At 47.7% G+C, this 26330-nt stretch carries 18 protein-coding genes and 1 riboswitch; of the genes, 12 read left to right on the plus strand and 6 right to left on the minus strand.

The features are described from left to right. Nucleotides 1-57: 57 nt before the first annotated feature. Nucleotides 58-1761 carry a type I secretion system permease/ATPase gene (locus GM173_RS01010; RefSeq protein ID WP_203569470.1) on the minus strand — a complete coding sequence of 568 codons (1704 nt, stop codon included), beginning with the start codon at nucleotides 1759-1761 and terminating at the stop codon, nucleotides 58-60. Nucleotides 1762-2079: 318 nt separating this feature from the next. Between GM173_RS01010 and GM173_RS01015 the strand changes: the two genes are divergently transcribed. Continuing rightward, nucleotides 2080-7596 carry a beta strand repeat-containing protein gene (locus GM173_RS01015; protein ID WP_203569471.1) on the plus strand — a complete coding sequence of 1839 codons (5517 nt, stop codon included), beginning with the start codon at nucleotides 2080-2082 and terminating at the stop codon, nucleotides 7594-7596. A gap of 71 nt (nucleotides 7597-7667) precedes the next feature. On the opposite strand, the gene GM173_RS01020 is transcribed toward GM173_RS01015, so the two are convergent. Then, nucleotides 7668-8900 carry a glycosyltransferase family 4 protein gene (locus GM173_RS01020; RefSeq protein ID WP_203569472.1) on the minus strand — a complete coding sequence of 411 codons (1233 nt, stop codon included), beginning with the start codon at nucleotides 8898-8900 and terminating at the stop codon, nucleotides 7668-7670. Nucleotides 8901-9158: 258 nt separating this feature from the next. Between GM173_RS01020 and GM173_RS01025 the strand changes: the two genes are divergently transcribed. The 5 genes from GM173_RS01025 to GM173_RS01045 all read left to right on the plus strand — a co-directional run bounded on the left by GM173_RS01025 (nucleotide 9159) and on the right by GM173_RS01045 (nucleotide 14125). After that, a complete protein-coding gene (locus GM173_RS01025; protein WP_203569473.1) occupies nucleotides 9159-10454 on the plus strand; it encodes an HlyD family type I secretion periplasmic adaptor subunit in 1296 nt (431 codons plus the stop codon). Nucleotide 10455: 1 nt separating this feature from the next. Further along, the gene (locus GM173_RS01030; protein WP_203569474.1) at nucleotides 10456-11787 is read left to right on the plus strand and encodes a TolC family protein; all 1332 of its coding nucleotides are present in this window, start codon (nucleotides 10456-10458) and stop codon (nucleotides 11785-11787) included. 17 nt (nucleotides 11788-11804) lie between these two features. Beyond that, nucleotides 11805-13001 (plus strand): glycoside hydrolase family 18 protein, encoded by a 1197-nt coding sequence (locus GM173_RS01035; protein ID WP_203569475.1) that lies wholly within the window; start codon nucleotides 11805-11807, stop codon nucleotides 12999-13001. A gap of 108 nt (nucleotides 13002-13109) precedes the next feature. Beyond that, complete coding sequence (locus GM173_RS01040) at nucleotides 13110-13811, plus strand: AzlC family ABC transporter permease (RefSeq protein WP_239078189.1); 702 nt, start codon at nucleotides 13110-13112, stop codon at nucleotides 13809-13811. Then, nucleotides 13811-14125, plus strand: a complete 315-nt coding sequence (locus tag GM173_RS01045; protein ID WP_203569476.1) for an AzlD domain-containing protein — start codon at nucleotides 13811-13813, stop codon at nucleotides 14123-14125. The genes GM173_RS01040 and GM173_RS01045 overlap by 1 nt, the downstream gene beginning before the upstream one ends. Before the next feature lie 45 nt (nucleotides 14126-14170). Here GM173_RS01045 and GM173_RS01050 read toward each other — a convergent pair whose 3' ends face one another. Further along, nucleotides 14171-15157: a type II secretion system F family protein gene (locus GM173_RS01050; RefSeq protein WP_203569477.1), complete on the minus strand. Its 987-nt coding sequence runs from the start codon at nucleotides 15155-15157 to the stop codon at nucleotides 14171-14173. A 77-nt stretch (nucleotides 15158-15234) separates the two neighbouring features. Beyond that, nucleotides 15235-15417, plus strand: a riboswitch (Lysine riboswitch). An 83-nt stretch (nucleotides 15418-15500) separates the two neighbouring features. Between GM173_RS01050 and dapA the strand changes: the two genes are divergently transcribed. After that, nucleotides 15501-16379: a 4-hydroxy-tetrahydrodipicolinate synthase gene (dapA, locus tag GM173_RS01055; protein WP_203569478.1), complete on the plus strand. Its 879-nt coding sequence runs from the start codon at nucleotides 15501-15503 to the stop codon at nucleotides 16377-16379. A 148-nt stretch (nucleotides 16380-16527) separates the two neighbouring features. Here dapA and GM173_RS01060 read toward each other — a convergent pair whose 3' ends face one another. Then, a complete protein-coding gene (locus tag GM173_RS01060) occupies nucleotides 16528-17814 on the minus strand; it encodes a nitronate monooxygenase (protein ID WP_203569479.1) in 1287 nt (428 codons plus the stop codon). Between the two features lie 275 nt (nucleotides 17815-18089). On the opposite strand from GM173_RS01060, the gene bioF reads away from it, so the two are divergent. From bioF to bioH, 3 genes are all read left to right on the plus strand, one after another. Beyond that, nucleotides 18090-19247, plus strand: a complete 1158-nt coding sequence (bioF, locus tag GM173_RS01065) for an 8-amino-7-oxononanoate synthase (RefSeq protein WP_203569480.1) — start codon at nucleotides 18090-18092, stop codon at nucleotides 19245-19247. Nucleotides 19248-19312: 65 nt separating this feature from the next. Then, a complete protein-coding gene (locus GM173_RS01070; RefSeq protein ID WP_203569481.1) occupies nucleotides 19313-20179 on the plus strand; it encodes a Rossmann-like and DUF2520 domain-containing protein in 867 nt (288 codons plus the stop codon). A gap of 61 nt (nucleotides 20180-20240) precedes the next feature. Next, nucleotides 20241-21002 (plus strand): pimeloyl-ACP methyl ester esterase BioH, encoded by a 762-nt coding sequence (bioH, locus tag GM173_RS01075; RefSeq protein WP_203569482.1) that lies wholly within the window; start codon nucleotides 20241-20243, stop codon nucleotides 21000-21002. Between the two features lie 65 nt (nucleotides 21003-21067). On the opposite strand, the gene GM173_RS01080 is transcribed toward bioH, so the two are convergent. Both GM173_RS01080 and GM173_RS01085 read right to left on the minus strand, forming a co-directional pair. Continuing rightward, complete coding sequence (locus GM173_RS01080) at nucleotides 21068-21796, minus strand: DsbC family protein (RefSeq protein ID WP_203569483.1); 729 nt, start codon at nucleotides 21794-21796, stop codon at nucleotides 21068-21070. 169 nt (nucleotides 21797-21965) lie between these two features. Next, the gene (locus GM173_RS01085; RefSeq protein WP_203569484.1) at nucleotides 21966-23141 is read right to left on the minus strand and encodes a UbiH/UbiF family hydroxylase; all 1176 of its coding nucleotides are present in this window, start codon (nucleotides 23139-23141) and stop codon (nucleotides 21966-21968) included. A gap of 69 nt (nucleotides 23142-23210) precedes the next feature. Here GM173_RS01085 and GM173_RS01090 point away from each other — a divergent pair, with 69 nt between their 5' ends. Further along, a complete protein-coding gene (locus GM173_RS01090) occupies nucleotides 23211-25529 on the plus strand; it encodes a DNA internalization-related competence protein ComEC/Rec2 (RefSeq protein WP_203569485.1) in 2319 nt (772 codons plus the stop codon). After that, a complete protein-coding gene (locus GM173_RS01095) occupies nucleotides 25526-26323 on the plus strand; it encodes an MOSC domain-containing protein (protein WP_203569486.1) in 798 nt (265 codons plus the stop codon). Before GM173_RS01090 ends, GM173_RS01095 begins: the two co-directional genes overlap by 4 nt. Nucleotides 26324-26330 lie beyond the last annotated feature (7 nt).

A 26330-nucleotide genomic window follows, 5' to 3' on the forward strand; every position in this document is an offset into this window, starting at 1 on the left:
GCTAAAACGCCACCGATTGCGGTGGCGTTTTTTATTTCTTTATTTTAAGCATTAGATTCAAACTTGTTTTGGTGTGCTTTGTTCACGCAGTTTTTCTAACACTTTATTTGTAGGGCCAAACATTTGTAATTGCCCCTCTTTGATTAACAATGTTTTGTCAGCCACTGCTAATGAGGCAGGGCGATGTGTGATAAGGACAATCGTACTTCCAGCCTGCTTGGCAGCAAGAACCGCTTTGAGTAACGCTTGTTCACCTTCATCATCAAGATTAGAGTTTGGTTCGTCGAGAATAATTAAACTAGGTTGCTTGTAAAGCGCCCTTGCTAACGCGACGCGTTGCCGTTGTCCACCGGATAAATTACTACCAGCTTCGCCAATGACGGTGTCGTAGCCTTTCGGTAGCCGCAGAATAAGTTCATGTACCCCAGCCGCTTTGGCCGCTTCAATCACCGCTTCTGGGTTCACTTCACCAAATCGCGCGATATTGTCACTGATACTTCCTACAAAGAGTTCGATGTCTTGTGGTAAATAGCCAATGTATTGACCCAGCTCCGCTTTATTCCACACATAAACATCAGCCCCATCGAGCCTCACTTTTCCTTGCTGGCATGGCCAAATACCTGCCATCACTTTCGCTAAACTAGTCTTTCCTGAACCACTCGGGCCGATAACAGCGAGAACTTCACCCGGAGATAAATTAAAACTGAGGTTTCGAATAACTTGGTGCTGTCCGCCAGGCGGCGTCACAAATGCGCCTTCTACACTTAATGTACCTTGTGGGCGACCAATTGGCATACCGACTTCGCGAGGAGGGTATTGCTTGAGCATTTCATCTAGGCGTTCAAAAGCACTTCGCGCGGTTAGCCAGCTTTTCCAGCTGCCAATTACCTGTTCAATCGGCGCTAAAGCACGACCAACCAAGATAGAAGCTGCGATCATCACGCCGCCAGTGGCTTTGCCCTCTAAAACTAAATACGCGCCAACACATAGCGTAAGAGACTGTAGAAAGATTCGAATAAACTTAGTAAAGCAGCTAATCAGCGCTGATTTATCAGAAGCTTTTGCTTGGTGGGTGATCGCTTTCTGCTGAATCCCTAGCCAACGTGCTTGTAAAGAAGGCAGCATGCCAAGCGCATGAATCACCTCTGGATTTCGTAAATTTGTATTGGCGTATTGCGCCGCTTGTTGATTACTTTGATTCGCGTCATTGAGATGGCCATGAGTGAGTTTTTCATTTAGCCACGCTAAACCAAAAAGAACAGCGCCGCCAATAATGCATAACCAAGCGAGAGAGGGATCGATAATCCATAGCACGATTAAATAAATCGGAATCCATGGAATGTCTAGAAAAGTAACTAATCCTGGTCCAGTTAGGAATTGTCTTAAGCTCGTTAAGTCACCTAATGCAAAGCTTGGGTTGATGCTGCCACTACTTAAATTGCGTTCAAAACTCGCTGTAAATACGCGCTCTGCTAAATCGGCATCAAATTCTTCACTGATGCGAACTAAAGTCATCGATCGAAACATTTCTAGTAGGCTGTTTAGAAAATAGAGTCCAGCAACGAGTAATGTAAGCAAAAGCAAAGTGGTTTCGTTACGGCTGTTCAGGACGCGATCATAGACTTGCATCATGTAAAGCGAAGGACTCAACATCAGCAAGTGAATAAAAAAGCCAAAAACACCTAAAACGGCAAATTTTCTTTTGTGTTTTGCAATGTAAGGCCAGATATTGCTATGCGGTTTAAGGGCCGAAAATTTCATGACAAAGGGCTCGTATTCTTTAAATTATATCGGGAAGCTGTTTCGCTCTAAAGGGTATAGAAGAATTGGTGTTGAGTGATGAGCTGAATTTTTGCTTTAGTCAACTTACATTTTACATGAACAGATTGTCATGGAATAATCCTTTCAAATTGCTGACTTTTGTTGGCTTGCTGCTGTTGAACGCTATTTTTTGACTGACGGTCTTGGAAGAGGCGTTTTTTTTATTTAGAGTATAACCCCTGCATATATCGCTTGAAACATAGTATGCGTATAACTTTGCTTAGCATAACGAAATAACACACATCACAGGAGAGAGTCATGGCAAATCCGTTTAAAGGTCAATTGCTAACAGGTAATAATGTTTGGCAGGAAGGGGAAGCTGGTAACGACACGATTTTAGGTGGTCGTGAACTTAATCCAATGACTGGCTTGATACAGCAAACTAGATTCTTGTATGGAGGTGAGGGTGACGATCTATTGGTCGCAAACCCTAATTCCACTCGCTGGATTGACTTTGATGGTGGCGTTGGTGCCGATACGATGATTGGTGCCGCCCAATCGGGTGATTTTTTCTTTGTTGATGATGCAGGCGATGTTGTTGATGGTGGCGATACTTCTGCTGCGCGAGTTAAATGGGATACTGTTGGCACAACTCTGAATACGGTGGACTTGGCTGATAAAGAAGCCAGCGGTCAATGGAAAGGCATTGACGAGGTGATGTACAAGGGTAATGGCGACTTCACAGTCTATGGTAATGCTGCCGATAATTTTTTGAGCGGTGGTTTGGGCCGAGATTTGATTGTGGGTGGTGCTGGCAATGACACCTTGGTAAGTACTAAATATCAGAATTTTGGTGCTGGGCTCGCGAATGAAGGCATGCCAGTTGATGGAGTAGGAACTGGTGGTGAGAATGGTTACGATGACACCTTAGATGGTGGTGCAGGTGTTGACACGGCATTCTTCCATGGTGACAGTTGGGATTACGAATTAACTCGTCTGAATAACGGCGATGTAGAAGTTAAACACAAAGAAACCGGTCGTGTCGATATTCTAAAAAATGTTGAGCGCATTCAATTTGATAATAACACTTGGTCTGATCCCGCTCAATTTGATCACGTTAGATTCGATGATGAGCAAGCGTGGTTTAGTACGGCCAACGGTCAAACCATCACCAGTGGCGCTTCAACTGTGGCAGGTGCTTTGCAAAACACCGATTCTAAAACGGGGCAAGTACTCGTTGGGATTGATCCAACAACCGATGCATTGATTTTTGGTGCGCCACAAGACGATGCGCCGAATGACTATTACATTGTCAACCACACGGGGGTGTTGATCAACGATACGGTGGGTGGGGATGATACCGTTGAATTGCGTGGCGGAGCAGGTGCTGCGACTGTCACATTCAATATGTTGACTCAAGGTGTCGGTATTGAAAATGTGATGGTCAATACGAATAAAAATGCCACTGTAACAGGTAATGCGCTAGATAACTTTATTGCGGGTGGCGATGGTGCTGATAGTTTAAGCGGTGGTCTAGGTAATGATACCTTTATGACCCAGCATTCTGAGAATTCAGACACCACAGTGAACGATACGGTTAATGGTGGTGATGGTTTTGATGTCGTTTGGTACAACGGCTCTAGTGATGACTATAACATTGTTGAAAATGCAGCAGGTAATTGGACTGTTACACACAAAGTGAATGGCGGTGTTGATACGTTTACCAGTATTGAACAAATCCGTTTCGCTAATGGCTTAGATAATGTAGAAGAGCCGACTGCCGATGTATTTACATCGAGCCAGTTTAATGCTGGCGTTACGCCGAGTAAGTCAGAGATGAGCTGGGATCCGAATCGCCCAGTTCGTCTTGATGGGACTACAGGTGATGACAATATTGTTGTTGGTGGTCAGGTTTATACCGTTCCGAATGGTGAGTCTTCTGCAACGGGCACGGTATTTGATGCCCATGGTGGGGCAGGTAATGACACCATTTTAGGTTTGCAAAATGTAGTCCATCTTGATGGTGGTGAAGGCAACGACCGAATTAGCACTCTTAGTGATGGTTATGTTGAGTTGAATGGTGGCCTTGGTGCCGACACGATGATCGGCGGCAAGGGAGCCAATTTATTCTTCGTTGATAACATCGCTGATTCAGTGAAAGGCGGCGGTGGCGTTGATGATATCTTCATTGCTGCTAATTTTGATACGAATGGTGGCACTGCTGGTGCTGGTACTTTTGTTGTTGCAAACGGCGTTGGGCAAAAATACGAAGGTGTGAATAATTTTAGCTATCAAGGTAGCCAAGATATCACTATCACCGGCGCAGCGATTACGACGGGGCTCTTATTGGCTGGTAGTACTGGCAATGACAGCATTATCGGCGGTTCGGGCAATGATATTTTGATTGGTCAAAATTTCTCTGGTTTTGGCGGCGGCTTGAATGGTAAAGGTGGTTTTAATGGCAAAGGAGCGAATGGCCAATTAACTTCGATTGCGCCTGGCGGCGATACGCTTGATGGCGGAGCTGGTACTGACACGGTTTATTATGCGGGCAACGCTTGGGATTACACGTATGTGCGTAATACGACGACCGGTGTTATTTCGGTAACAGAGATTGCTACAGGTCGCGTTGATACGTTGAAAAATATTGAGCAAATCCAGTTTGATGCGGGTACATGGCGTAGTAACGATTGGAATGAGCGCCAAGTTTGGGATGATGCTCAAGTTCGTTTTAGCACAGCAGCGAACACTACGATTTCGGGTGGGGATGGGGTCGTAAATTATAAATACGGTGTTGGGCAGTCAATTGATGCCCCGAATGATATTTACGTGATTGACCACGCAGGCGTTGTAATTCAAGAAAAGGCGGGTCAGGTATATGGCTATGACACAGTTATTACGAGCTTAGCTAGCTATACCCTAGGTGCTAATATCGAAGACCTGCAATTTAAAGCCACTCTGAATGGCGCGAACGGTACTGGCAATGCATTAGATAACACCATTACTGGCACCAATGGCAACGATACTTTGCGTGGCTTAGATGGTGACGATGAGTTAGAGGGCGGCTTGGGTAGTGATTTACTGTTTGGTGGTAATAACACTCCAACCTACCAAGGTGGTGGTGATGTAGCGTTTTATAAAGGCCCGTCTTCAGAATACGTCGTTGAGCGTTATGGCACGATTACCTTGGTCAAACATATTCAGCAATTAGATGGCAATGGCGACCCTATTTTCGATGCAACTGATACGCTCTACAACATTGAGAAAATCAAGTTTCAATGGAAAGACGGAAATAATCCTGTTCAAACCGAGGTTAAAAATATCGAAGATTGGGGCTTTGCGGTTGATTGGAATGGTAATAAATTGGAAACAGGCGTTAACTTGACCGCTGTTGCCGATACCCGTCATCTGAATGGTACGCTAGGTAATGACACCATTGATATGCGTGCCACTTCAGGTTATCGCGAAGTCTACAGCGGTCATACCGCGAATGGCCAAGTCGTTAATACTGGTGCAGATAAAATCTTCTTGGGTAATGGCTACAATCTGGCGATTGTTGATGGTGGTGACGACACGATTATTGGCTTTAATAGTCAAGATACCATTGCTGGCAACGATGGGATTTTTGGTATCGCGACCCACACTGCGTTTTTTGATATGAGTTCGCCAAAAGTAATCGGTAAAGCCGTTGATTTGATCTATATGGGTCAAAACAATGCCTTTGATGATTTTAATGGTCAAGACATGGCTGGTTTTACTGCGATTGGTAGTGCCCGTGATGAGTTGATTACCGGCGGTAGTGGTTCCGATAACATCAATGGCGGTGCCGGTAACGATATGCTGTCTGGCCAAGTTTATGCTGGCTATGGTCGTGGTTTTGATGCGCGCCAGTATGGTAACGATACCTTGAATGGTGGTGCAGGGAATGATTCGGCGTTGTTTAATGGTAATGCAAGTGGTACTGGTGGTTGGAAACAGACCTCTGCAGATGGCCGTCAAATTTTAGAGCTGTATAACACGATGAACATTACACTCAATGCTGCGGGTAATGGGTTCGAGAGTGTGAGTCAAGTTGTGCAGAAACCTGTTCTTGATCCAAATGGTCAGCAGTTGATGCAGCAGCAATTGGATAACAATAACAATCCTGTTATGCGACCAGTCCTTGATTCGAATGGTCATCCTATTATGGATCCTGTGTTGGACCAAAATGGGAACCCGATGTTTAACCAACAAATGACTATTGAGCTGGATGCGAATGGGATTCCTGTACTTGTTCCCGTTATGGTTTCAATTCCTGATGGTGATGGGGGTTTTACACAAGTTCCAGCGTTGGATCCTAATGGTAATCCAATCATGGGTAACAACTGGATTCCTGTTCTGGATGCTAATGGTAATCCCGTAATGCAAGCTGTCATGCAGCCTAGAATGGAGGCTGTTTTAGTTCCGGTATTCACTGAGGGTGAAACAGTCACTACCCTGCAGAGTATCGAAGTGATTCGCTTTGATAATCATACTTGGGGTGCCAAAGACGACGATATTGAATTGCGTGTGTCGAGCGGTGCCAATACGACGATGTCCGGTGGTGACGCCAATTACATTCGTGATGACGGTAGCACGGGTGTTAATGCCGGTAACGATATGTATTTGATCATGCATAACGGCGTGAAAGTAGCCGATACAGTGGGTGACGATACCATTTTGGCTGGTGCAGGTATCGTGAATTACAATATGGCGCTTGATGCCGCAAATGTTGAAAACCTGGTCTTTATCTCGCAAGACAACGTGAGCCGTTCTGCTGTTGGTAATGCACTTGATAACTATATCTCTGGTACTTTGCTTGGTAACGACACTTTAAGTGGTGGTGCAGGTCAAGATATTCTAGTTGGTTTAGGTGGTAACGACGTTTTACGCGGTGATGTCGGTAATGATGTGCTGGAAGGTGGCGAGGGTAATGATACGCTCGATGGTGGCACTGGTGCCGATACGATGGTGGGGGGCAGTGGCAATAACACCTTCGTTGTCGATTCGATGGATGATGTGATCAACGTAACCGGTTCATGGGGTGTGACGATCAATTCATTTGTGAATTACGATGTAGAAGAACGTTTGGAAAGTGACGCCATTATTGCGGGTAATAATGAAGATAATGGCCCATTGAAACTCAATCTGTTAGGTACCGCAGTCAAAGGTGTTGGTGGCGAAGGTAACGACATGATTACTGGTAATGCCGCCGTAAATATCTTGGGTGGTGCTGAAGGTAATGATACCTTGGTGGGCGGTAGTGGTGCGGATACGCTGATTGGTTATAAAGGCAATGACGTGTTATTTGGTGATAGCAATATCAACAATATCAATAATGCCGCAGATACTTTCCGTTTCAATACTACAGTAGGTACCGATGATATTTACTTCTTTGCCAAAGGTTCCGATAAATTGCAATTCCAGCAATTTAGTAAAATTGCCGGTGCGGATGCCGGTGGTGAAGGGCTAGGCAAAATTGCCAGCGGCGATGGTGTTTTCCAACAGCAAACAGTTACTTCGGGTTATTTGTTCAATGAAGCTAGTGAAGTCGTGGTATTCCATCAAGACATTTGGAATGCAGGAGATGCTGGACAAGTTGCAAATACGTTAAGTAATAAAGCAAGTGGCCTGTTTACTGCTGGTGAACAACGTATTTTTGTGGTTGATAATGGAAATGATAGCTTCGTATATCAATTCACAAATCAAGTGCAGGGTAATGTGGCCGATAAATGGATTCAAGGAAATGAATTACATCTATTAGGTGTGGTGCATGACGTGACTAATTTGGCAGCAACAGATTTAATCTTGGCTTAATCGATTAAATCTCTGGAAAATAAAAAACCCACGTAAGTGGGTTTTTTATTTTGGCTTTAATTGTAGATAAATTATTTTTTTATTGTTTTATTGATTAATTCAATATATTGAGGTAGGCAGCGCGTGTGCAAGTCATATTTTTCAATAATGGTTTGTCTTGCTGCTTGTCTGAGTGGTTGTAACTCTCGGCGATATTCAATTGCATGCGCCATTTTTTTTGCTAACGTTTGGCTGTCAAAGAAGTCAGTAAGCCACCCGTTGATACCGTCTTGAATCACTTCTGTAACAGGGCCTGTGTTTGACCCAATCACGAAGCATCCTGCTGACATTGCTTCTAGCATTGACCACGATAGTACAAATGGATAGGTAAGATAAACGTGAACAGTGCTGAGCTGTAAAATTTTTAAGTAATCTGCATAGGGTATTTTGCCTAGAAAGTGAACTCGAGAACTATCAATTTGATTTCCTACTTCATTCAAAAGTGCTTCTCGCCACGTTTTCGCATTTTTAGGTGGAGTCCCATAACTGACATTATCCCCGCCAACGATGAGTACATGAGCATTAGGTCTTTGCTGCAAAAAATCAGGTAAAGCACGCATAAAAGTATGAAAACCCCGATAAGGCTCCATATTCCGATTTACAAATGTAACAATCTCGTTGTCTTGTGTCAGTTGCAGCCCTTTGCTAAGGATTTGCAGGCTAACTGGCTGTTCGGCAGGTTTAATGATAGTTGTATTGATTCCTTCGTGAATAATATTTATTTGCTCGCGAATAAAGTGTGGGTACTGTTTTGCTTGCCAATGTGTTGGGCTAATTGCACTATCCATTAAAGGAAGACTGACTAATTGGGTGGCATTTTTTAACCGTAAATTATGACTTAATTCAGATGATGAAGGAAATTCTGGGTCAAAATTGCAATCTGCTCCTTGAGCATTGTAAAAGAACTCCAGAAATCCAATAAATGGCACATCAGGAAATTCATCTTTTACAAACATACAATCACCCCATCCGAGATGACCAAAAATCAGATCAGGTTTGAAGCCTTTTGTTTTGATTGTTCTTAAAACACGGGCCGCTGCAATTCCTCGCTGGGTGTGATTGGCTAATGGCGCTAGCCAAGGATGAATGTCATTATGAACCGGGCTGGGAGTGCCATATAAGCCGTATTGCAAGCGGGGATCTTGAGTATGTATATTTTTTCTATCGCCAATCGCTAGTACTTGGTTATTTGGAGATGCTGATAAAAAAGCAGCAATATTTTTATATTGACCAGGGAAATTTTGATGGATAAAAATTATATTCATAACGTGTTTGAGCCTGTTCTGAGATCTAAAATTATAATATTAGTTTTAATTTAAATGAACAAACATAAGTCGAAAAAGTCTTTCGTACATACTTGCTGAATTTAATTTTGTTGTGTTTTTTTGACGAATTTAAAACCAAGCGGCATGTTGCGATTATTAGTTTGTTTTGTTCTCATGCAGATTGTACTATATCGTTTCGCTTTCTTTTTGATTCTTATCGAATTGGTTCTTGTGCTGTAAATGTTGTGGAGTCGGTTGATGTTGGCAATGCTTTGGTCAGATTTAGTGCGTCATCCATTGAGATATGGAGTATCTGCAGTTTTAGTTACAGTGGTTGCATTGTTTGTTTGGGCAATATACGCACCTTTAGACCAAGGGGTTGTTTCCCAGGGTGTAGTAAAAGTGACGGGAAGTCGTAAAACCGTTCAGGCTTTAGTGCCAGGCAAAGTGGCCCAGATTTTGGTTAAAGATGGTCAGCGGGTTAAAAAAAATGATCCTTTGATTAAACTCGATGATACGAATGCTAGAGCCCAGCTAGGTATTGTAGAAACTCAGTTTCTGACTTCGTTAGCAATAGAGGCTCGCTTACGCGCTGAGCGAGAACAAAAAAATGAAGTGCTTTTCCCTAAAGAGTTAAGCGCATCTAATCCGATTGCACGTGATGCGATGTCTTTACAGCGACAGTTATTCAATACACGGCGCCAATCTTTGAAAGCTGAAGTCGATATTTTACATAAGAATATTGAAGGTTTACTTGCACAGCAGCGTAGCCTTAAGGATGTCAAAAGCAGTAAAGAGGAGCAATTAAAAACATTGAAAGTTGAATTAGAAAGTATTCGAGATTTAGCGAAAGATGGTTTCGTGCCAAAAACGAGGATGTTTGAATTAGAACGAAGTGTCTCTGCAATCAATGCTGGTATTTCGGATGATATCGGGCAAATTGCTAGATTGGAGCAAGATCTTGCTGAACGTCGTTTACAGATTATTCGTCGTACTCAAGATTATCAGAAAGAAGTCGAAACTCAATTAGCGCAAATTGTGCAGGATGTTGCCGTCTCAACAGATCGAATGCGTAGTTTGCAATTTGAATTAGATAATGCAGTGATTGTTGCGCCTCTAGAAGGAACAGTGGTTCAACTAACGGTCCACACAATAGGTGCAGTTTTACAAAGTGGTAGTCCAATTTTAGATTTAGTTCCATCAGAGGAACCGTTGATTATTGAAGCTCAAATTCCAGTTCATCTAATTGATAAAGTCAAACTTGGTAATGAGGTGCAATTGAGATTTTCAGCATTTAATCATGTTTCAACTCCTACTGTGAATGGGCGTTTGATTTTAGTTTCTGCAGATAGTGTAATTGACCCACAGACTAAATTAGCATTTTACTCTGCACAAATTGCAATTAATCCAGATGGATTGGAGGTGTTAAAAAATAACAAAATTATTCCTGGGATGCCTGTTGATGTTATAATTAAAACGGGTGAGCGTAGCTTAATGAATTATTTTTTAAAGCCATTGCAAAATAGAATTAGCTCGGCGATGAAGGAAGAGTAAAATGCCTAGTTATTCTTTGTTTGAAAAATTTTTTTTGTTGTGCTTGTTTTGTGTTTGCTATTCAGCTATGGCAGCAGAAATAGGACCGAAAGAAGCTTTTCAAGCAGCATTAAATTTCGAGCCTAATTATCAAGCAGCAGTTCATCAATATCAAGCTGAGCAAAAAGGAGTTGGGATCGCGAGGGCTGGTTTATTGCCATCAATTAATTTAGTCGCAAACATTGATAGTGATCGTGATACTCAAAGCTCACATCGTAATGGCAGAAGCACGGAGACATTAGTCAAATATGAACGCCAGTATTATCAAGCCACATTAAGGCAGCCATTAATCAACTTACCAGCATGGTATAACTATCAACAAGAAATTGAGCGTGCAGACTCAGCTAGTCAAAGCTTGCAAGCGAACAAAAATCAACTTTTGCTAGATGTAGTTAGAGCCTACGTTGTATCAATTTATGAAGATGAAAACATTAGCTTATCAAAAGCGTTGATTAAAACCTTAGAAGCTCAGCAATTAAGTGCTGAACGACAATTAGCTGCTGGAGTTGGTACTGTTACCGATGTCTATTCAGCACAGTCCAAGAAAGATATTGCTGAAGTTGATTTACTGGAGGCGATCAATCGAAAAGAAACATCTTTGCGCAAGTTAAAACTTTTATCAGGGTTGAATTTCGTTGGTTTGAAAAAAATAAAGCGATTTGATTCTGCACTTTTGCCTGTTTTACCTCTGGATGAGTTGAAAAGTAGAGCGAGTCTTAATAACCCAAATTTGGCCTTGAAGAAGAGTGAGTTTGAGCAAACAGAGTATGAATTAAAAAAGTCGAGAGCTAATTTTCTTCCTAAATTAGATTTCGTGGCTTTACGCGAAAATTACAATCGATATTTTAATTCTTTTGATGATGGCAGTCAGACCAATCGATTAGGGATTGAACTTAGCTTTCCATTGTTTAGTGGCGGTCGTGATTTTTATCGCGAGAGACAAGTTGCCGAATTGAGAGAAAAAAGCAAATATGATTTTCAAGCTGCAACGAGTGATTTGAATAATGAACTTGAGAATCAGTATTTTCTTTACGCAAATGCAGAAAGAAAAATCAAAGCACTTCGTTTAGCTTTGCAATCGAGTGAACATTATGCGTTTGCATCTAAGAAAAGCTATGAGGCTGGTGTTCGTACTTTAATTGATTCTTTAGATGCCGATCGACAGCTTTATCAAGCTCGACGGGATCTGGCACAAAGCTATTTGCAGTATGTTTTGTCTTGGTTGCAAATTGGGCTGCTAACTGGCGCTGTGGATGACTCCCAAATTAATATGCTGGATGCGTTATTTGGTTGATTTATTTAGGAGTGATTTTGAAAAAAAATAACTATATTATTGCAAGTCGGATTACTGCTTTATTATTTCTCTGTGTAATGAGTCCGATTGCAATCAGTGCAGAAAAACTCATTTCTTATTTACCAACTTGGCGCGATGCTAGCGTCGTGAGCAAAGTTGGTCCGCAGTTGGCCAAACTAGATGTGGGTATTTTATCGTTTATCGAAGTCGCTGCTGATGGCTCGGCGTTTATTCCTGCGACGACTAAAGCGGGTGCTGATTTATGGAAGGCTCAGTTTGCGAGTGCCAGAAAAACTAACCCTAATTTTAATTGCATGTGGGCGATTGGTGGTTGGACTGGGTCACGTAATATCGCCAAAGTCGCACGCACTGAAGCGGGGCGTAATAAGTTAGTGCAATCGGCGATTGGCATCATGCGCGATTCGCAATGCGTGGGTTTGGATTTGGATTGGGAGCATCCAGTAACTGGCGGTGATTACGCGGCAGATGCGTCGCCGGCTGATTTGCAAAACTGGGTAAGTTTATTGCGTGATTTACGCAAGGGCTTGGATGCAGCAGGCAAGGCGGATAAAAAAACGTATTTCTTGACCGTTGCAGTTCCCGCCAATAATGGTGGCTGGGTCATGGGCGGGTACGATATGAAATCGGCGCTGCCGCTGCTCGATTGGGTCAATTTGATGGCGTATGACCGCGCGGGCGCTTGGAGTAAAACATCGACTTTGCAAGCCAGTTTGCACGCCGTGCCGGGCGATCCTGATGGTAATGTGCTGTCGACTAGCAAGGCGGTGGAATATTTCCTCGCGCAAGGCGCGAAACCCGCACAATTAGTACTTGGCGTACCATTTTATGTTCGTGGTTTGGGGGGCGTAGCAGCAGGTGAGAAAGGCGATGGTTTAGCACAGCCGATGTCCGGACCCGGCTTAAAAGATGAAGCCGAGCAGGGCGTGGCAACGTGGGGTGATTTCCAGTTGCGTTACGCTAAAGCCAGCGGCTGGAAAGCGTATCGAAGCAAAGAAGCGGGCAATGCACCCTATATGTACCATGCGGGGAAAAAAGAGTTACTCACTTACGACGATCCGATTTCTTTGGCTGAAAAGGTTAAATTTGTGAAAGCCAACCAACTCGGTGGCGTGATGATTTGGGAAATCACTCAGGATGATGCTGATTTCACTTTGCTCAATAGTGTGAATCAAAATTTGAAAGGCAAAAAATAGTTTTGTTATTTTTCGCTATCTAAGATGGGCGCAATAGCGCCCATTTTTTTATTGTCAGTTTTTAGTTTGTATCTAGTCAGCTACGCTGATTTCCAATACGATGCCTAGATGACAATATTGACAGCCACTTTTTCTGCTCGGCAAGCCTTTAAAATCGGCATGTTAGACACTTTGCCGCTGCAAATGGGCGTTGCACCGTTTGCTTTGATTTTTGGCACGCTCGCTGGGCCGGCAGGTTTGTCTCCGTGGGCGACGCTGGCGATGTCGGTGTTTGTGTATGCCGGATCCAGCCAGTTTTTGGCACTGAGTTTGCTTGCCGCTGGCGCGGCGCTGCCGGTGATTGTGTTGACCACGCTGATTGTGAATCTGCGCCACGCGCTCTACAGCGCCACCTTGCAATTGCCGTTTGCGCATCTGCCTTTTTTATGCCGTGCGGCCTTGGCGTTTTTTCTGACCGACGAAACTTTTGCCGTGGTGCAAAGCGCCGCCAGCCGCCAGATTGCGCCGCTGGATGCGGTGATGTTCGGCTCTGGCGTGGTTAATTTTTCGACTTGGGTGAGTTTTACCGCGCTCGGTATTGTGCTGGGGCAGAATATTCCCGCGCTACAACACTGGGGTTTGGAATTTGCGATGGTTGCGACATTTACTGGAATTGTGGTGCCCTTATTGGTGACGCGCGCGCAAGTCGCCTGTGCGCTGGTGGCGGGCGTAACGGCTTTGCTGGCGCACGGCTTGCCGTATAAATTGGGCTTATTGCTGGCGGTATTTGCAGGGGTATTTGCTGCTATGCACATTAAGGAAAAGGCTTGATGGATATACTGAGGAGTTTACTCTTGCTGCTTGGCATGGCGCTGGTGACTTACGGCCTGCGCGTGTCGTTCTTTCTGCCCGGCGTTGGCGAGCGTTTTCCATCCAAATTGCGCCAAGCCGCAGCGTATGTGCCGGTCGCCGTATTAACGGCGATTATCGTTCCTGAGATTTTTATTGCGCACGGGGAATGGCAAGTACTCAGCCCGCAACTCGCCGGAGCCATTAGCACGGGCGTGGTGGTCTGGCGCAGCAAAAAATTGATGCTGGGTATTGTTGCTGGGATGGCGGTTTACTATGCGTTTCGGCTGCTGTGAAGCAAGTTGATTATTCTTTTTCGCTAAAACAGCAAATTGTTCTCTTTATAAGTCGGATGGTACTTGTGGCATAAAAGCCCCGCTAGCAAGGATTCCCCATGCGATCCAAGCTGCGATTAGCGCATAAATAATTCGCGGCAGCCATGCAGCGAATTGCGTGGCGGTGTGTTCGAGATCGGCGTTGAGCTGCGTGGCGAAGCGCTGCAGCATTTCGGGTAGCGTACCGCTGGTTTCGCCAGTTTTAACCATCGCGATCAGCGTAGCATCCGTTAGCCACGGCACGAAAGTCAGCGCTTCGGTGAGGCTCTGCCCGCGTTGTAATTGCCGCAGCAGTGGCTTGCACTGTGCTTCTAAATACCCGCAGTGGATCGTCGATTGCGCAATCGGAATCGCTGCAAACATCGATACGCCTGCATGCAGTAGCAGCGCTAAGCTATCGACAAAATTGCGTTGTTTGCTGCGTCTGTACCAAGCGCCAAAGAGCGGTAGCTGTAATAGCAGGCGAGCCATGCTGGAGTGGGTGTCTTGTTCAATAGCATTCAATACGCTTCTTCCCAGCATATACATCGCAGCAATCAATATGAGTGGCATCAAGATGCCGAATAAATAGCCGCCAACGCTGAGCGTACCCATGATAAGCGCGGGCAGTGGATTGATCAGTAAGCCCAGCAGTAGCATCAACGCAGGCAGCGCCAGTTTGGCGCGGATTTGTTTGGCGAGTCGCGCGTGCAGTGCCGCTTGTTCGGCCAAGCGCGTGTAGGTCGCGGCGGGGCTGCCAGCTTGGCAGGCGGCGGCAATCAGCGCGGTTTCCAGTGAATTAAATATTCCTGCTTGCGCGCCCGCTTGCGCAATCGTTTTGCCGCGCTTGAGCGCTTTGCGCATCATTTCCAAATTAGTTTGATAGCGCGTGGGCAAATTGATCGAGGCGAGCGCATGTGCAGCCGACAGACCTGCACGCTCTAAAGTCGCCAGCTGCGAAAAAAGCTCGGCGCGAACTGGCCAAGGGAGTTTCGGTTTACTTTGCATAGTCATGAGTATTATCGATGTACGCTAGAAAGGCGAGGGCGGCGGTTGACACTGCGTGATGAATCGGTTGCAATAGAGGTCTGAACGACAAGAGAGGCGCCTTGCCCAGGTTGTATTGCCGAGGAAATCACATTCCGCCGACGCAGTACTAGGGGGTGCAAGGCCGAAGTGTTGGGCGTTGTGATGCGCTCAATGCTGGTTGCAGAGGCTGAATCCTCTGGACTGTCAGTAGCCAAATCATCGGCCACTGGAGTGCTCTTGGTGATGATTTTTCCCTAGGCCTGCCTTTTGCAGCCGCATCATTACCGCACTTTTCCTCTCTCCAATCGTCTTTAAATTGGAGAACTGCATGACTTCTGTACTGACCCCTCAAAATACTGCTTTGTGGACCGCGATAATTACGCCGATGCTCGCTGATGGCGCAATCGACTTTGCTACATTTACCAAGCTACTGCGTGAACAAGAATCTGTGGGCAATGGCGTGGTATTGCTCGGCTCAACCGGCGAAGGCAGCAATCTCAGCATCGCCGAGCGCCAAGCTGTGGTGCAGCACGCCTGTAGTTTGAACTTGGCAATCCCGCTGATGGTCGGCGTCGGCGGCTTGGACTTGCCGAGTCAGCTTGAGTGGTTGGCTTTCTGTGAAACGCAGCCCGTATCGAGTTACCTGCTGGTGACGCCGATTTACGCCAAACCCGGTGTGAATGGCCAGCGCCGCTGGTTTGAAGCACTACTGAATGCAGTCAGCAAACCTTGCATGTTGTACAACATCCCATCGCGCGCTGGCGTGCCGCTGGCTGAGGGCGCGATTGCAGGCTTGCTTGGGCACACTAATCTTTGGGCAGTGAAAGAATCGGGCGGCAACGCGGCGCGCTTTGCAGAATTGAAAGCGGCATATCCGCAAATTGCGTGGTATTCGGGTGACGATGTGTTGTTTGCCGAGCACGCAGTGCTGGGGGCTGCGGGTTTGGTGTCGGTGGCGAGCAATGTGTGGCCGCAGCAAGTGGCCAATTGGGTGAAGCAGGGTTTGGCTGGCGAAGCGATTGGCGATGCACTGCGCTTGGCATCGGAAACGCTGTTTATCGCACCAAGCCCGATTCCGACCAAAGCGATCATGCATCATCAGGGCCGAATTGCATCGAATGAATTGCGCTTGCCGCTGTGCGCTGAAGATTTGCTGTCGCTTTTGCCAATTTTGGAACAAGATCAGCAACTTGCTAAGCTCGCTTAATCTTGTAGGTATTGCCATCTAGCCTTTAATTAACAATGGCTAGATGGCAATACTTGTTTGTTTTTTTAGATAAAGCTTTTATTATTAAAATATAGTGTTTAGACAAAAATAAACCCGCTCAAAAGCGGGTTTATTGATTTTGAGGTGTTTAAACGGCAGTTTCATCCAGTTCTGGCAGCGCGATTTGGTTATCGGTGCTGAATTGGTAGTCTTTAAACACGTGCTCAGCAGTCAACAACTGGTAACGGCCGTCTGGCAACACATTGGTGGTGTCTTTCAGGCGATAGGTGTAGTGGCCGCAAGTCCAGCAATCAAAGTTACGCATGTGTGTGCACAGACAGGTTTTTTCATACACATGAATCTCAGAAATCTTTTTCGCGTTTGGATTTTCTTCGATAACTTTGTTGTAGGCCTGAATGTAAGAGCAGCTGCCGTTGGCATCGAGCAAGTAGCCGTAGGCTTCGCAGTTCGGGCGAATGCCTGAGCCAATCGCTGGCGTGTTTTTCATCATTCGCATCGGGTAGCCCGTTGGCGAAATTTGATTGACTTCGATAATGTCTTCCGAGGCTTTGTAATACTCTTGCTTTACATTATCCGGTAAACCGCATTCTTTGGTTACGGTAAAGCGCGTGGCCACTTGCACGCCGCCGCAACCCATTTCAAGATATTTGACCGCATCAGAGCCAGTAAATACGCCACCCGCGGCAAACACCGGCATATTGTCGTAACCTTGCTCTTTAATCCACGCGATGACTTCAGCGACGATGTCTTCGAGCTTGTATTCGGCCCAGTCCATGCCAAAACCCAAATGGCCGCCAGCCAATGGACCTTCGACCACCACATAATCAGGTAGGCGATTGCTACGTGCTGATTTTTTGATAAACAATTGCAGTGCACGCACTGACGAGACGATGATGCCGAGTTTGGCTTCGCGGAAACGTGGATGGTCTTCAATCAGTGAAAATGAACCTAGATGCAGACCGGCTGCCAGCGTAATCCCGTCGATGCCGGCATCGAGCGCCGCACGCATACGCACTCGCAGCGTGTCTTTCGGCGCGTTCATCGTGAGTTTTTCCATGCAATTGATGAAAATCAGCCCGCTGCCTTGCTTGCGCTGCATGGTGGCTTCAACGTGCAGGCGAGTGGCTTCTTCGAGCTGAGCCAAATCAAATTGCACGACTGATTTATCCGAATTAGCAACGTTGAATTTGTATTGCTTGAGCTTGTCTTTGACGTGTTTGGTATTGTAACGGCGATCAGTAACAGTATTAATCATTGCATCGGAAATATGCCCGATGCCGCCCAAGCGGCAAGCTTCGAGCGCCAAATCGGCGGTCGAAATATCCACGCCCATACCACCAATCATGATAGGAACATATTCTGCTGCATCACTTGCTGTAGAAAACTTCACACGAAAATCATCAACACGCTTCATTAGATCAATCCATTCATAAATCTGGCTTATGCAGATTCAATGATTAGTAAATTTTTGAATGCCGAATGATAACTTGGAAAGGGGGCTTTTGGCTTGTGTCAATGATGATAATAAGCAATAAAATCCCGATGTAGCGGTGTGAATTTCACCATGACTTTCAAATTAGCAGTGAAATGACATCCGACTATGACTGTATTGGTAAGTCTAGGCTGGTTTTTCACCGTAGTGCTTAAATCCAATTAGAATGGTAGCCATCATTTTTTGGGATGCAGGGCATGAGCACGCCGAGTCTGTTTCAAGAATTCGCCGTTGATTTGGCGGAGCGTAAAAATAATCATTTATATCGTAGTCGGCGAGTGCTCGATTCCCCGCAAGGCGCGCGGGTGACGGTGGCGGGGCGCGAATTACTTAATTTTTGTAGTAATGATTATCTTGGCTTGGCTAATCACCCTAGCGTTGTTGCTGCCGCACAGGCGGGCGCCGCGCGCTGGGGCGTTGGCAGTGGCGCATCGCATTTGGTGGCGGGGCATTTTGCGGTGGAACAAGCACTGGAAGAGCGTCTTGCGGCGTGGGCGGGTAAACCTGCAGCGATCACTTTATCAACCGGCTATATGGCCAATCTAGCCGTAGTGACGGGCTTAGTTGGTCGTGGTGACGCGGTGTTTGCCGATAAAATCAATCATGCTTCGCTGAACGATGCGATGGCTTTATCGCGCGCCGAGGTTAAACGCTTTGCGCATAGCGATGTGGCAGCGCTGGAACGCTTGCTTGCAGCAAGCACCGCCAAACGCAAACTGATCATCGTCGACGCCGTATTTAGCATGGACGGCGATATCGCGCCGCTGGCGGAAATGCTGGCGCTGGCTGAAACTTACGATGCGCTGCTCTATATCGACGACGCGCATGGTTTTGGCGTCTTGGGCGACGGGCGCGGCACTTTGGCGGAGTTGGGTTTGGCGTCGCCGCGCATTATTTACATGGCAACGCTGGGAAAAGCGGCGGGCGTTGCAGGGGCGTATATCGCTGCAGAGCAGGTGGTGATTGACTATTTGATCAATACGGCTAAGCCCTATATTTATACCACCGCCGCACCACCACTGATTGCCGCCGCGATGCTCGCCAGTTTGGATGTGATTGAGTCAGACACCGCGCGCCGCGAAACCTTGCATCGGCATATCGCGCAGTTCCGCGCTGCGTTGGCGAATAGCTGCGAATTATTGCCATCACGCACCGCCATTCAGCCGATTATTCTGCCCGATGTTGAAACTGCAGTAAAAGTATCGCAAGCGCTATTCGACGCTGGATTCTGGGTCGCTGCCATCCGCCCACCAACCGTGCCAACGCCGCGCCTAAGGCTTGTTTTGAACGCGGCGCATACCGATAAAGAAGTCGCGGCGCTGTGTAATATGCTACAGCTGGTTTTGAGTTATTAAATGGGTATGCCTCTGCAATCATTGTTTAGTAATGTCTAGAAGGCAATACATAGATAAGGTTTGATATGATAACTCTGAATGTGATTGGCCCCGGCCGCTTGGGGCAAAGTGTGGCGCGTTTGGCGGTGGATTCTGGGCTGTATCAAATCGGTGGCGTGTTGGTGCGTTCTGCATCGTCGGCAGCCAAGGCGCTGGATTTTATTGGTGCGGGGCAGGTGTGTTTGCAACTGACTGATTTTCCTGCCGCCGATTTGTGGCTGCTGGCCGTGCCCGATTCGTCGATTTCTGAAGTGGCGCAGCAGTTGGCTACTGCAAAGGTGGTCAAACCAGGTGATGTGGTGTTTCATGCCAGCGGGGCGCTAGAGGCGAAAATCCTTGCGCCGCTGCAAGTGCAAGGCGCGCACATCGCTAGCTTGCATCCCGCATTTTCTTTTGCCGATCCAGCGCGGGCTGTAGTGACCTTTGCAGGGACACCGTGTGCGATTGAGGGGGACGTGGCGGCATGTGATGTGCTGCAACAATTTGCGCTGGACATCGGCGGCGTGCCGTTTGCCTTGGCTGAAGGCGGCAAAGTCGCTTATCACGCAGCGCTCTCAATGGCGGCCAATTACCTTGTGACATTAGCTGATTTGTCATTGCAAACAGCAAATCAGGCAGGTATTGCGCCAGAGACGGCTAATCGCTTGGTGTTGGGGCTGATGCAGCAGACATTAAGTAATGTTCAAGTTCTGAGCCCTGCAAGCGCGTTGACGGGGCCAATTGTTCGCGGCGATGCAGCAACCGTCGCCCAGCATTTGTCGGTGTTGCCAGAATCACATCAAGCCGCATATCGCGCCATGGGCGAGGCGACGGTGGCTTTGGCGGGTGAGCGTTTGTCTGAAATTCAGCGCACCAGTTTGATGACGACTTTGCAAGTGTCATCACCAATCTGACGGTGATCATGATCAATTGAATGCGGTAAACTGCACGCCTTGGTTTTTTGGACATAAATGAATGTGGATTGAAACGCGGGGCCGTGGGCCGGATGTGGTGTTGCTGCACGGTTGGGCGATGAATAGTACTGTGTGGAATGGGATTGTCGATGAATTGGCGCAGCATTTTTGCGTGCATTTGGTCGATTTACCCGGACATGGTGCTTCGCCTGCTGCATCGCCCTTGAGTTTGCAGATGATGGTTGATGCGGTCGATGCGGCGTTTCCGTGGGGCGCTCAAGTGATTGGCTGGTCTTTGGGGGGCGCAGTGGCGGCGCAGTGGGCGCTGCAGCAGCCCGAGAAAGTAAAATCATTGACCTTGGTCGCCTCCAGCCCATGTTTTATGCAACGGGATGATTGGCGCGCCGCGATGCCGTCGACGGTGTTGGCGCAGTTTGCCGAAGCCTTGCAATCTGACTGGCAAGGTACCTTGAAACGATTTATTAGTTTGCAAGCGATGGGCGACGCCAGCGCGCGCGCGGTAACCAAGGAGTTACTCGCCGATTTGTTCAAGCATGGCGAGCCGAGTGTAGCTGCGTTGAGTGAGGGCTTGGTGATTTTGCGTGATACCGATTTGCGTGAGCAAATCAGCCAGATTTTGTGCCCTGTATTACTGCAATACGGCGACCGCGACACGCTAACGCCGCTACCCGCGGGACATTGGTTGAAGTCGCAATTGTCTGATGCGCAATTGTTCGTGCATCAAGGCGCGGCCCATGCGCCATTTTTATCGCATCGGGATGATTTTTTGGCGGCGCAGTTGGATTTTTTGACCAAAAATTAGTTGCGAATTACTGCAAAGATTAAAAAAGCCACCGAGTTCGGTGGCTTTTTCATGATGATTTCCGCTTATTTTTGTTTCGCGAGCAGTTTTTCGATTTCTTCTTTCGGTTGCGCACCAGACACGATTTGGCCATCAGCAAAAATCAAAGCCGGTGTGCCATTGATGCCGAGTGATTCACCGAGTTTCACATTGCGAGCGACTGGATTGTCGCAAGTGGCTTTGCCGCCAGTCGGCAGGTTGCCTTGATGCATAAATTCTTGCCAAGCTTTGGTTGGGTTTTCTGCGCACCAGATCAATTCTGATTTACGTGCCGCATCAGGATGCAAGCTAGCCAGTGGCATTAGGAAAGTGTAAATCGTGATGTTGTCGATGCCAGCAAGGCTTTGTTGTTCAAGGCGTTTGCAAAATGGGCAGTCTGGATCAGAAAACACCACCAGTTGACGTTTGCCATCACCACGAACTTCTTTGATCGCATCGGCGAGCGGCAGTTTGGCAAAGTCGACTTTGTTCAATTCAGCCATGCGCGCTTCGGTCAGGCTTTTTTTCGACGCTACGTTGACTAAATCACCCACAACCACGTATTCGCCTTTGGCATCTGAATACACAATATGGCGTTTGTTTAGTACGACTTCGTACAGCCCTTTGATCGGCGTTTCGCGCACGGTATCAACTGGTTGGCCGAGCTTTTTGGCTAAATTGGCTTTTAAATCTTTCGGTGGCGCATCTGCTTGTGCGCTGCAAGCCGTCATTGCAATCATGCCTGCGGCAATCAGGGTACGAGTAAAATGTTTCATGCTAATCCTTGTTATCTAAGTGAGGAGTGAGGAGTGAGGTGTGAGGAGTTAGGGGTACAAGTCTGCTCGCTGTTTGATATGTGTCATATGTATATGCATGAAGGCTTTTTACTATAAGATCTAGGTGAATATACTCTCGAATAACACCTCACACCTCACACCTCACAAATTAAGAATCCATGGCGTGGCGAATCAGTTGTCGCTTGATCCATGGTAATGAGTCGGTGAAACCTAGCCCGAAATTACGCAGGCTTTTTAAAATTGAATTTTGGTTATTAAATAGTTTTTGCAAACCATCGCACACTGTTTGCATTAACAGCACCGATTCACGCCGTGCGCGCTCGTATCGACGTAAGACCAGTACATCGCCGATTCGTTCCGGATGCGTGTTTGTCAGTAAGTTAGCTAATTCTGCCACATCGCCAAAGCCAAGGTTAACGCCCTGACCAGCGAGCGGGTGCACGGTGTGAGCGGCGTCACCGACTAAGGCCACGCGCGCTGCAACGCAGCTTGCGACATGGGTGAGCTTGAGTGGAAAGGCCGCTGGTGGTGTCACTAGTGTGAGTTCACCGAGTGCTTTGCTGCCTGCTTGAGCGATTTTGGCGGCAAGTTGCTCGGCGCTGAGCCTGAGTAATTCGTCTTTTTGGTTTTCGCTACACGACCAGACCATCGACATTTGTTGTTGCGGTAACGGCAGCCACGCCAAAATACTGTCGGATTTAAACCATTGCTGTGCCGCGCCGTAGTGCGGTTTTTCGCAGGCAAAATTGGCGACGACGCCAAATTGCTCATACGGCTTGCTATTGGCGTCGATCTTCATATGGCGGCGCACCCATGAGTTGGCACCATCGGCACCCACGACCAAACGAGCCTGCAGTGCACGATTGTTGCTGAGCGTGAGTGTCGCGCCGTCGTGGTCGATGACCAGTGATTCAGGCTCAGTGGGCGTAATAATTTCGACGTTGGGGCTGCTCGCTAATTCGAGCCATAAAGCGCGTTGCAGTTCGCGGTTTTCGACGATGTAGGCCAGCTCGTCAACGCCACTTTCTAGCGCATTAAACTCGAGTTTTGCGTTGGGCTCATCGCCGCGAATTTTCATTGCAGAGATTGGTGACAGTCGCTCGGCACGCATGCGCTCCCACGCGCCAATTTGCGTGAGTAATTTTCGGCTAGCGCGGCTAATGGCGTAGACTCGCTGATCCCATGTCGCCAGATCAAAATCGAGGACAGGCTCGCGGCCTTCGAGCAAAATAATCGATAGCGAGGTGTTTTTTAGCGCCAGAGCTAGCGCCGCGCCTACCAAGCCACCACCGACAATAATCAAATCAGCGTCATAATTTTTCATGGCAATGAGTTTATCACCCCGCCATATTGTTGCAAGGCGATTTGTAGCTTTGACGGCTAAGCTAAAACAATGTTGAGCCGCTATCTACTATTTATCGCCAGCTTTGTGCCGGGCGTGATTGTTTTGCAGCAACAAGCCAGCCTACCGCCGTGGTGGTGGGCGGCTGTGGGCGTGGGTACTGCGCTAGTGATGTTGCGTGCGCGGCATTGCGTCATTCAATGGGTCGCAATTGCTTTACTCGCAATCAGTTTGGGATTTGCCTGGGCGCATTGGCGCGCTGAAATCCGGATGGCGCAGCGAATTCCAAGCAATCTAGTCGGCCAAACGCTTTGGGTGACAGGCTATATCAGTGATTTGCCGCAGGCGAGTCGTTTTGGTCCGCGATTTGTATTTACACCTGAAGCCCTAATTGCGAATGGCTGGCTACCGCAACGCATTCAAGTGAATGCCAGTGATAAGCACGGCCCATTTTTAGCTGGCGAGCGCTGGCGTTTGCAGTTGAAACTCAAACCGATTCATGGCAGCGTCAATCCCGCTGGCTTTGATTTGGAAAGTTGGTTTTTGCAACAAAATATCGCAGCGATTGGCAGCATCAAATCCGCCGAGCGGATCAATGAATTGGCGGGAGCTGCTTGGTTACTGCGGATACGCGCCGCATTGCGTGAGCGGATTGTGCAAGCTTTGCCCGATGCGTCGTATCAAGGCGTGATTGTCGCTTTGACGATTGGCGATCAAAGCGGCATTCCAAAAGAACAATGGCAGCGCTTTGCGCAGACAGGAATTACCCATCTTATTTCGATTTCTGGCCTGCATATCACTTTGCTGGCGGCGATTTCAGCATCAGTTGTGCTGTTTGCGTGGCGGCGAATACCGCGCCTAGCGCAGCGCTTTGCGGCGCAACGTGCGGCGTTGATTGCGGGTGTCATCACCGCGCTGATCTATAGCCTGCTGGCTGGCATGGCGGTGCCGACGCAGCGCACCGTGTTAATGCTCTTGGTGGCGGCACTGTGTTTGTGGCGCGCGAAACCGATGGCGGTCAGTGGTATCTGGGCGGCTGCATTACTGGCTGTGGTGGTGTTTGATCCATTTGCGGTGCTGTCAGTGGGGTTTTGGCTGTCGTTTCTGGTGGTTGGTTTTTTGATTTGGGCGGGAGCCAATCGGATTGGCGATGTGAAGCAATGGCAAGTCTGGGTCGGCACGCAGTGGGCAGCAACGGTGGCTTCGCTGCCGATTTTACTGGTGGCATTTGGGCAATTTCCAATGGTATCGCCCGTGGCCAACGCGGTGGCGATTCCGCTGGTCAGTATGTTGGTCACGCCGCTGGCTTTGTTGGGTTTGTTGGAGCCGACGGGGACATTATTACATTGGGCCGAGCGAATTTTTGCTTGGGTCGATGTCATGCTGCAATGGTGTTTAAGCTGGACTATGATTGATTTGAAAATCAATACGCCATCGATGAGTATATTGCCAATCGCTATGCTGGGTATTGCCTTGCTGCTATTACCCCGTGGCATGCCTGCACGTTGGCTGGGTTGGGTGATGCTATTACCGCTATTTTTTACGCCTAAACCAACGCTGCCAGTGAATCAATTTACGGCTCACGTTTTGGATGTCGGGCAGGGTTTAAGCGTGCTGGTGCAAACCCAAAATCACGCTTTATTGTTTGATACTGGCCAATTTGCAAATGGCGAACGAGTGCTGTTGCCCGTATTGCGGCAGGCGGGCATTCACGCTCTTGATAAACTCATCTTATCGCATAACGATTTGGATCACATCGGCGCTGCGCCGGTGTTGCTGGGACAAGACGGCGGGCGCGCTGTGCCGATTGCTCAAATTGTGCATAGTTTGCCGCCTTTGCATCCTATATTAGCAACGCCGATTGTCCAGCAGGCGTGCCAAACGGGTCAATCATGGCGATGGGATGGCGTGCAGTTTTCGATGCTGTGGTTGCGGCCAAAATATCCGGCGCGGGATGATAATGCCAAAGGCTGTGTATTGCGGATCAATAATGCTCACCACAGCTTGTTGATTCCGGCTGACATTGGCCGTCTTGAAGAAGGCGAGCTGGTCGCGGCGGGTTTGCCGCCAACCGATATTGTGATTGCACCGCACCACGGTAGTAAAAACTCATCATCTGAGCTGTTCATCCAAGCCTTGCAGCCCAAATACACGGTGTTCTCAGCAGGATTTTTGAATCACTTTCGCCATCCTCATCCCGATGTGGAAGCACGCTATGCCGCGGCGGGGACTCAATTGCTGCGTACTGATCAAATGGGCGCAATTGGTTTTACTGTTGGTGAGCGTATTGAAGTACAGCAACAACGCGCCATTGCGCCGCGATATTGGTACACTGCGACCACATCTGCCCTTACTGGAATCACGCCATGACGATGACGTTGTCTGCAATCTACCGCTATCCCCTTAAATCTTGCCGCGCACAAGCGTTGACTAATAGTTTGTTAACGATGCGCGGTTTGCAGTTTGACCGTGAATGGATGGTGGCAACGAACGAGGGCAAATACATCACGGGCCGGACTGAGCCCCGCTTATTACTGATTCGTGCCGAACCAACAGGTGATGGGCTATGGCTGAAAGCGCCTAACTGCGTTGATTTATTTGTGCCACTTGGTCACTTTAGCGAAACCCACATCGCCGATGTTTGGGAAAACGAATTTTTAGCGCGGCGGGGGGCGCTGGATGCGGATGCTTGGTTGTCGGCGTATTTGGGGCAGCAAGTGCATTTGATGTGGACTGGGCCAGAGAGCCATCGCCGCGTGAAGCATCATCCTGAAATTCCAGTTGGCTTTGCCGATACCTATCCCTTGCTGTTGATTGGCGAAGGCTCGTTGCGTGAGCTCAATCACCGTATCGGGCGTGAAATGTCGATGTTGCGTTTTCGGCCAAATTTGGTGATTGCCAATACCGAGCCGTTTGCCGAGGACAGATGGCAGCGGATTCGAATTGGCGATGTGGAGTTTCAGCTCGGCAAACCGTGCGAGCGCTGTATTTTAACGACCTTAGACCCAGATACCGCGGCTAAATCACCTGACTCAGAGCCCTTACGCAGCTTAGCAAAATTTAGAAAAATCCAAGGCGCGGTGGTGTTTGGGCAAAACTTACTCGCGTTGGGAGAAGGGGAGCTACGTCAGGGGATGCCGCTTGAAGTGCTGTCTTACTTTTAAATCCCAT

It is taken from the genome of Deefgea chitinilytica (assembly GCF_016881405.1).
Lineage (GTDB): Bacteria > Pseudomonadota > Gammaproteobacteria > Burkholderiales > Chitinibacteraceae > Deefgea > Deefgea chitinilytica.

Bases quoted from the DNA above. Each gene is read 5' to 3' on its own strand.
- GM173_RS01010 (WP_203569470.1), bottom strand. From the start codon at position 1,761: ATGAAATTTTCGGCCCTTAAACCGCATAGCAATATCTGGCCTTACATT.
- GM173_RS01015 (WP_203569471.1), top strand. From the start codon at position 2,080: ATGGCAAATCCGTTTAAAGGTCAATTGCTAACAGGTAATAATGTTTGG.
- GM173_RS01020 (WP_203569472.1), bottom strand. From the start codon at position 8,900: ATGAATATAATTTTTATCCATCAAAATTTCCCTGGTCAATATAAAAAT.
- GM173_RS01025 (WP_203569473.1), top strand. From the start codon at position 9,159: ATGTTGGCAATGCTTTGGTCAGATTTAGTGCGTCATCCATTGAGATAT.
- GM173_RS01030 (WP_203569474.1), top strand. From the start codon at position 10,456: ATGCCTAGTTATTCTTTGTTTGAAAAATTTTTTTTGTTGTGCTTGTTT.
- GM173_RS01040 (WP_239078189.1), top strand. From the start codon at position 13,110: ATGACAATATTGACAGCCACTTTTTCTGCTCGGCAAGCCTTTAAAATC.
- GM173_RS01045 (WP_203569476.1), top strand. From the start codon at position 13,811: ATGGATATACTGAGGAGTTTACTCTTGCTGCTTGGCATGGCGCTGGTG.
- GM173_RS01050 (WP_203569477.1), bottom strand. From the start codon at position 15,157: ATGACTATGCAAAGTAAACCGAAACTCCCTTGGCCAGTTCGCGCCGAG.
- dapA (WP_203569478.1), top strand. From the start codon at position 15,501: ATGACTTCTGTACTGACCCCTCAAAATACTGCTTTGTGGACCGCGATA.
- GM173_RS01060 (WP_203569479.1), bottom strand. From the start codon at position 17,814: ATGAAGCGTGTTGATGATTTTCGTGTGAAGTTTTCTACAGCAAGTGAT.
- bioF (WP_203569480.1), top strand. From the start codon at position 18,090: ATGAGCACGCCGAGTCTGTTTCAAGAATTCGCCGTTGATTTGGCGGAG.
- GM173_RS01070 (WP_203569481.1), top strand. From the start codon at position 19,313: ATGATAACTCTGAATGTGATTGGCCCCGGCCGCTTGGGGCAAAGTGTG.
- bioH (WP_203569482.1), top strand. From the start codon at position 20,241: ATGTGGATTGAAACGCGGGGCCGTGGGCCGGATGTGGTGTTGCTGCAC.
- GM173_RS01080 (WP_203569483.1), bottom strand. From the start codon at position 21,796: ATGAAACATTTTACTCGTACCCTGATTGCCGCAGGCATGATTGCAATG.
- GM173_RS01085 (WP_203569484.1), bottom strand. From the start codon at position 23,141: ATGAAAAATTATGACGCTGATTTGATTATTGTCGGTGGTGGCTTGGTA.
- GM173_RS01090 (WP_203569485.1), top strand. From the start codon at position 23,211: ATGTTGAGCCGCTATCTACTATTTATCGCCAGCTTTGTGCCGGGCGTG.
- GM173_RS01095 (WP_203569486.1), top strand. From the start codon at position 25,526: ATGACGATGACGTTGTCTGCAATCTACCGCTATCCCCTTAAATCTTGC.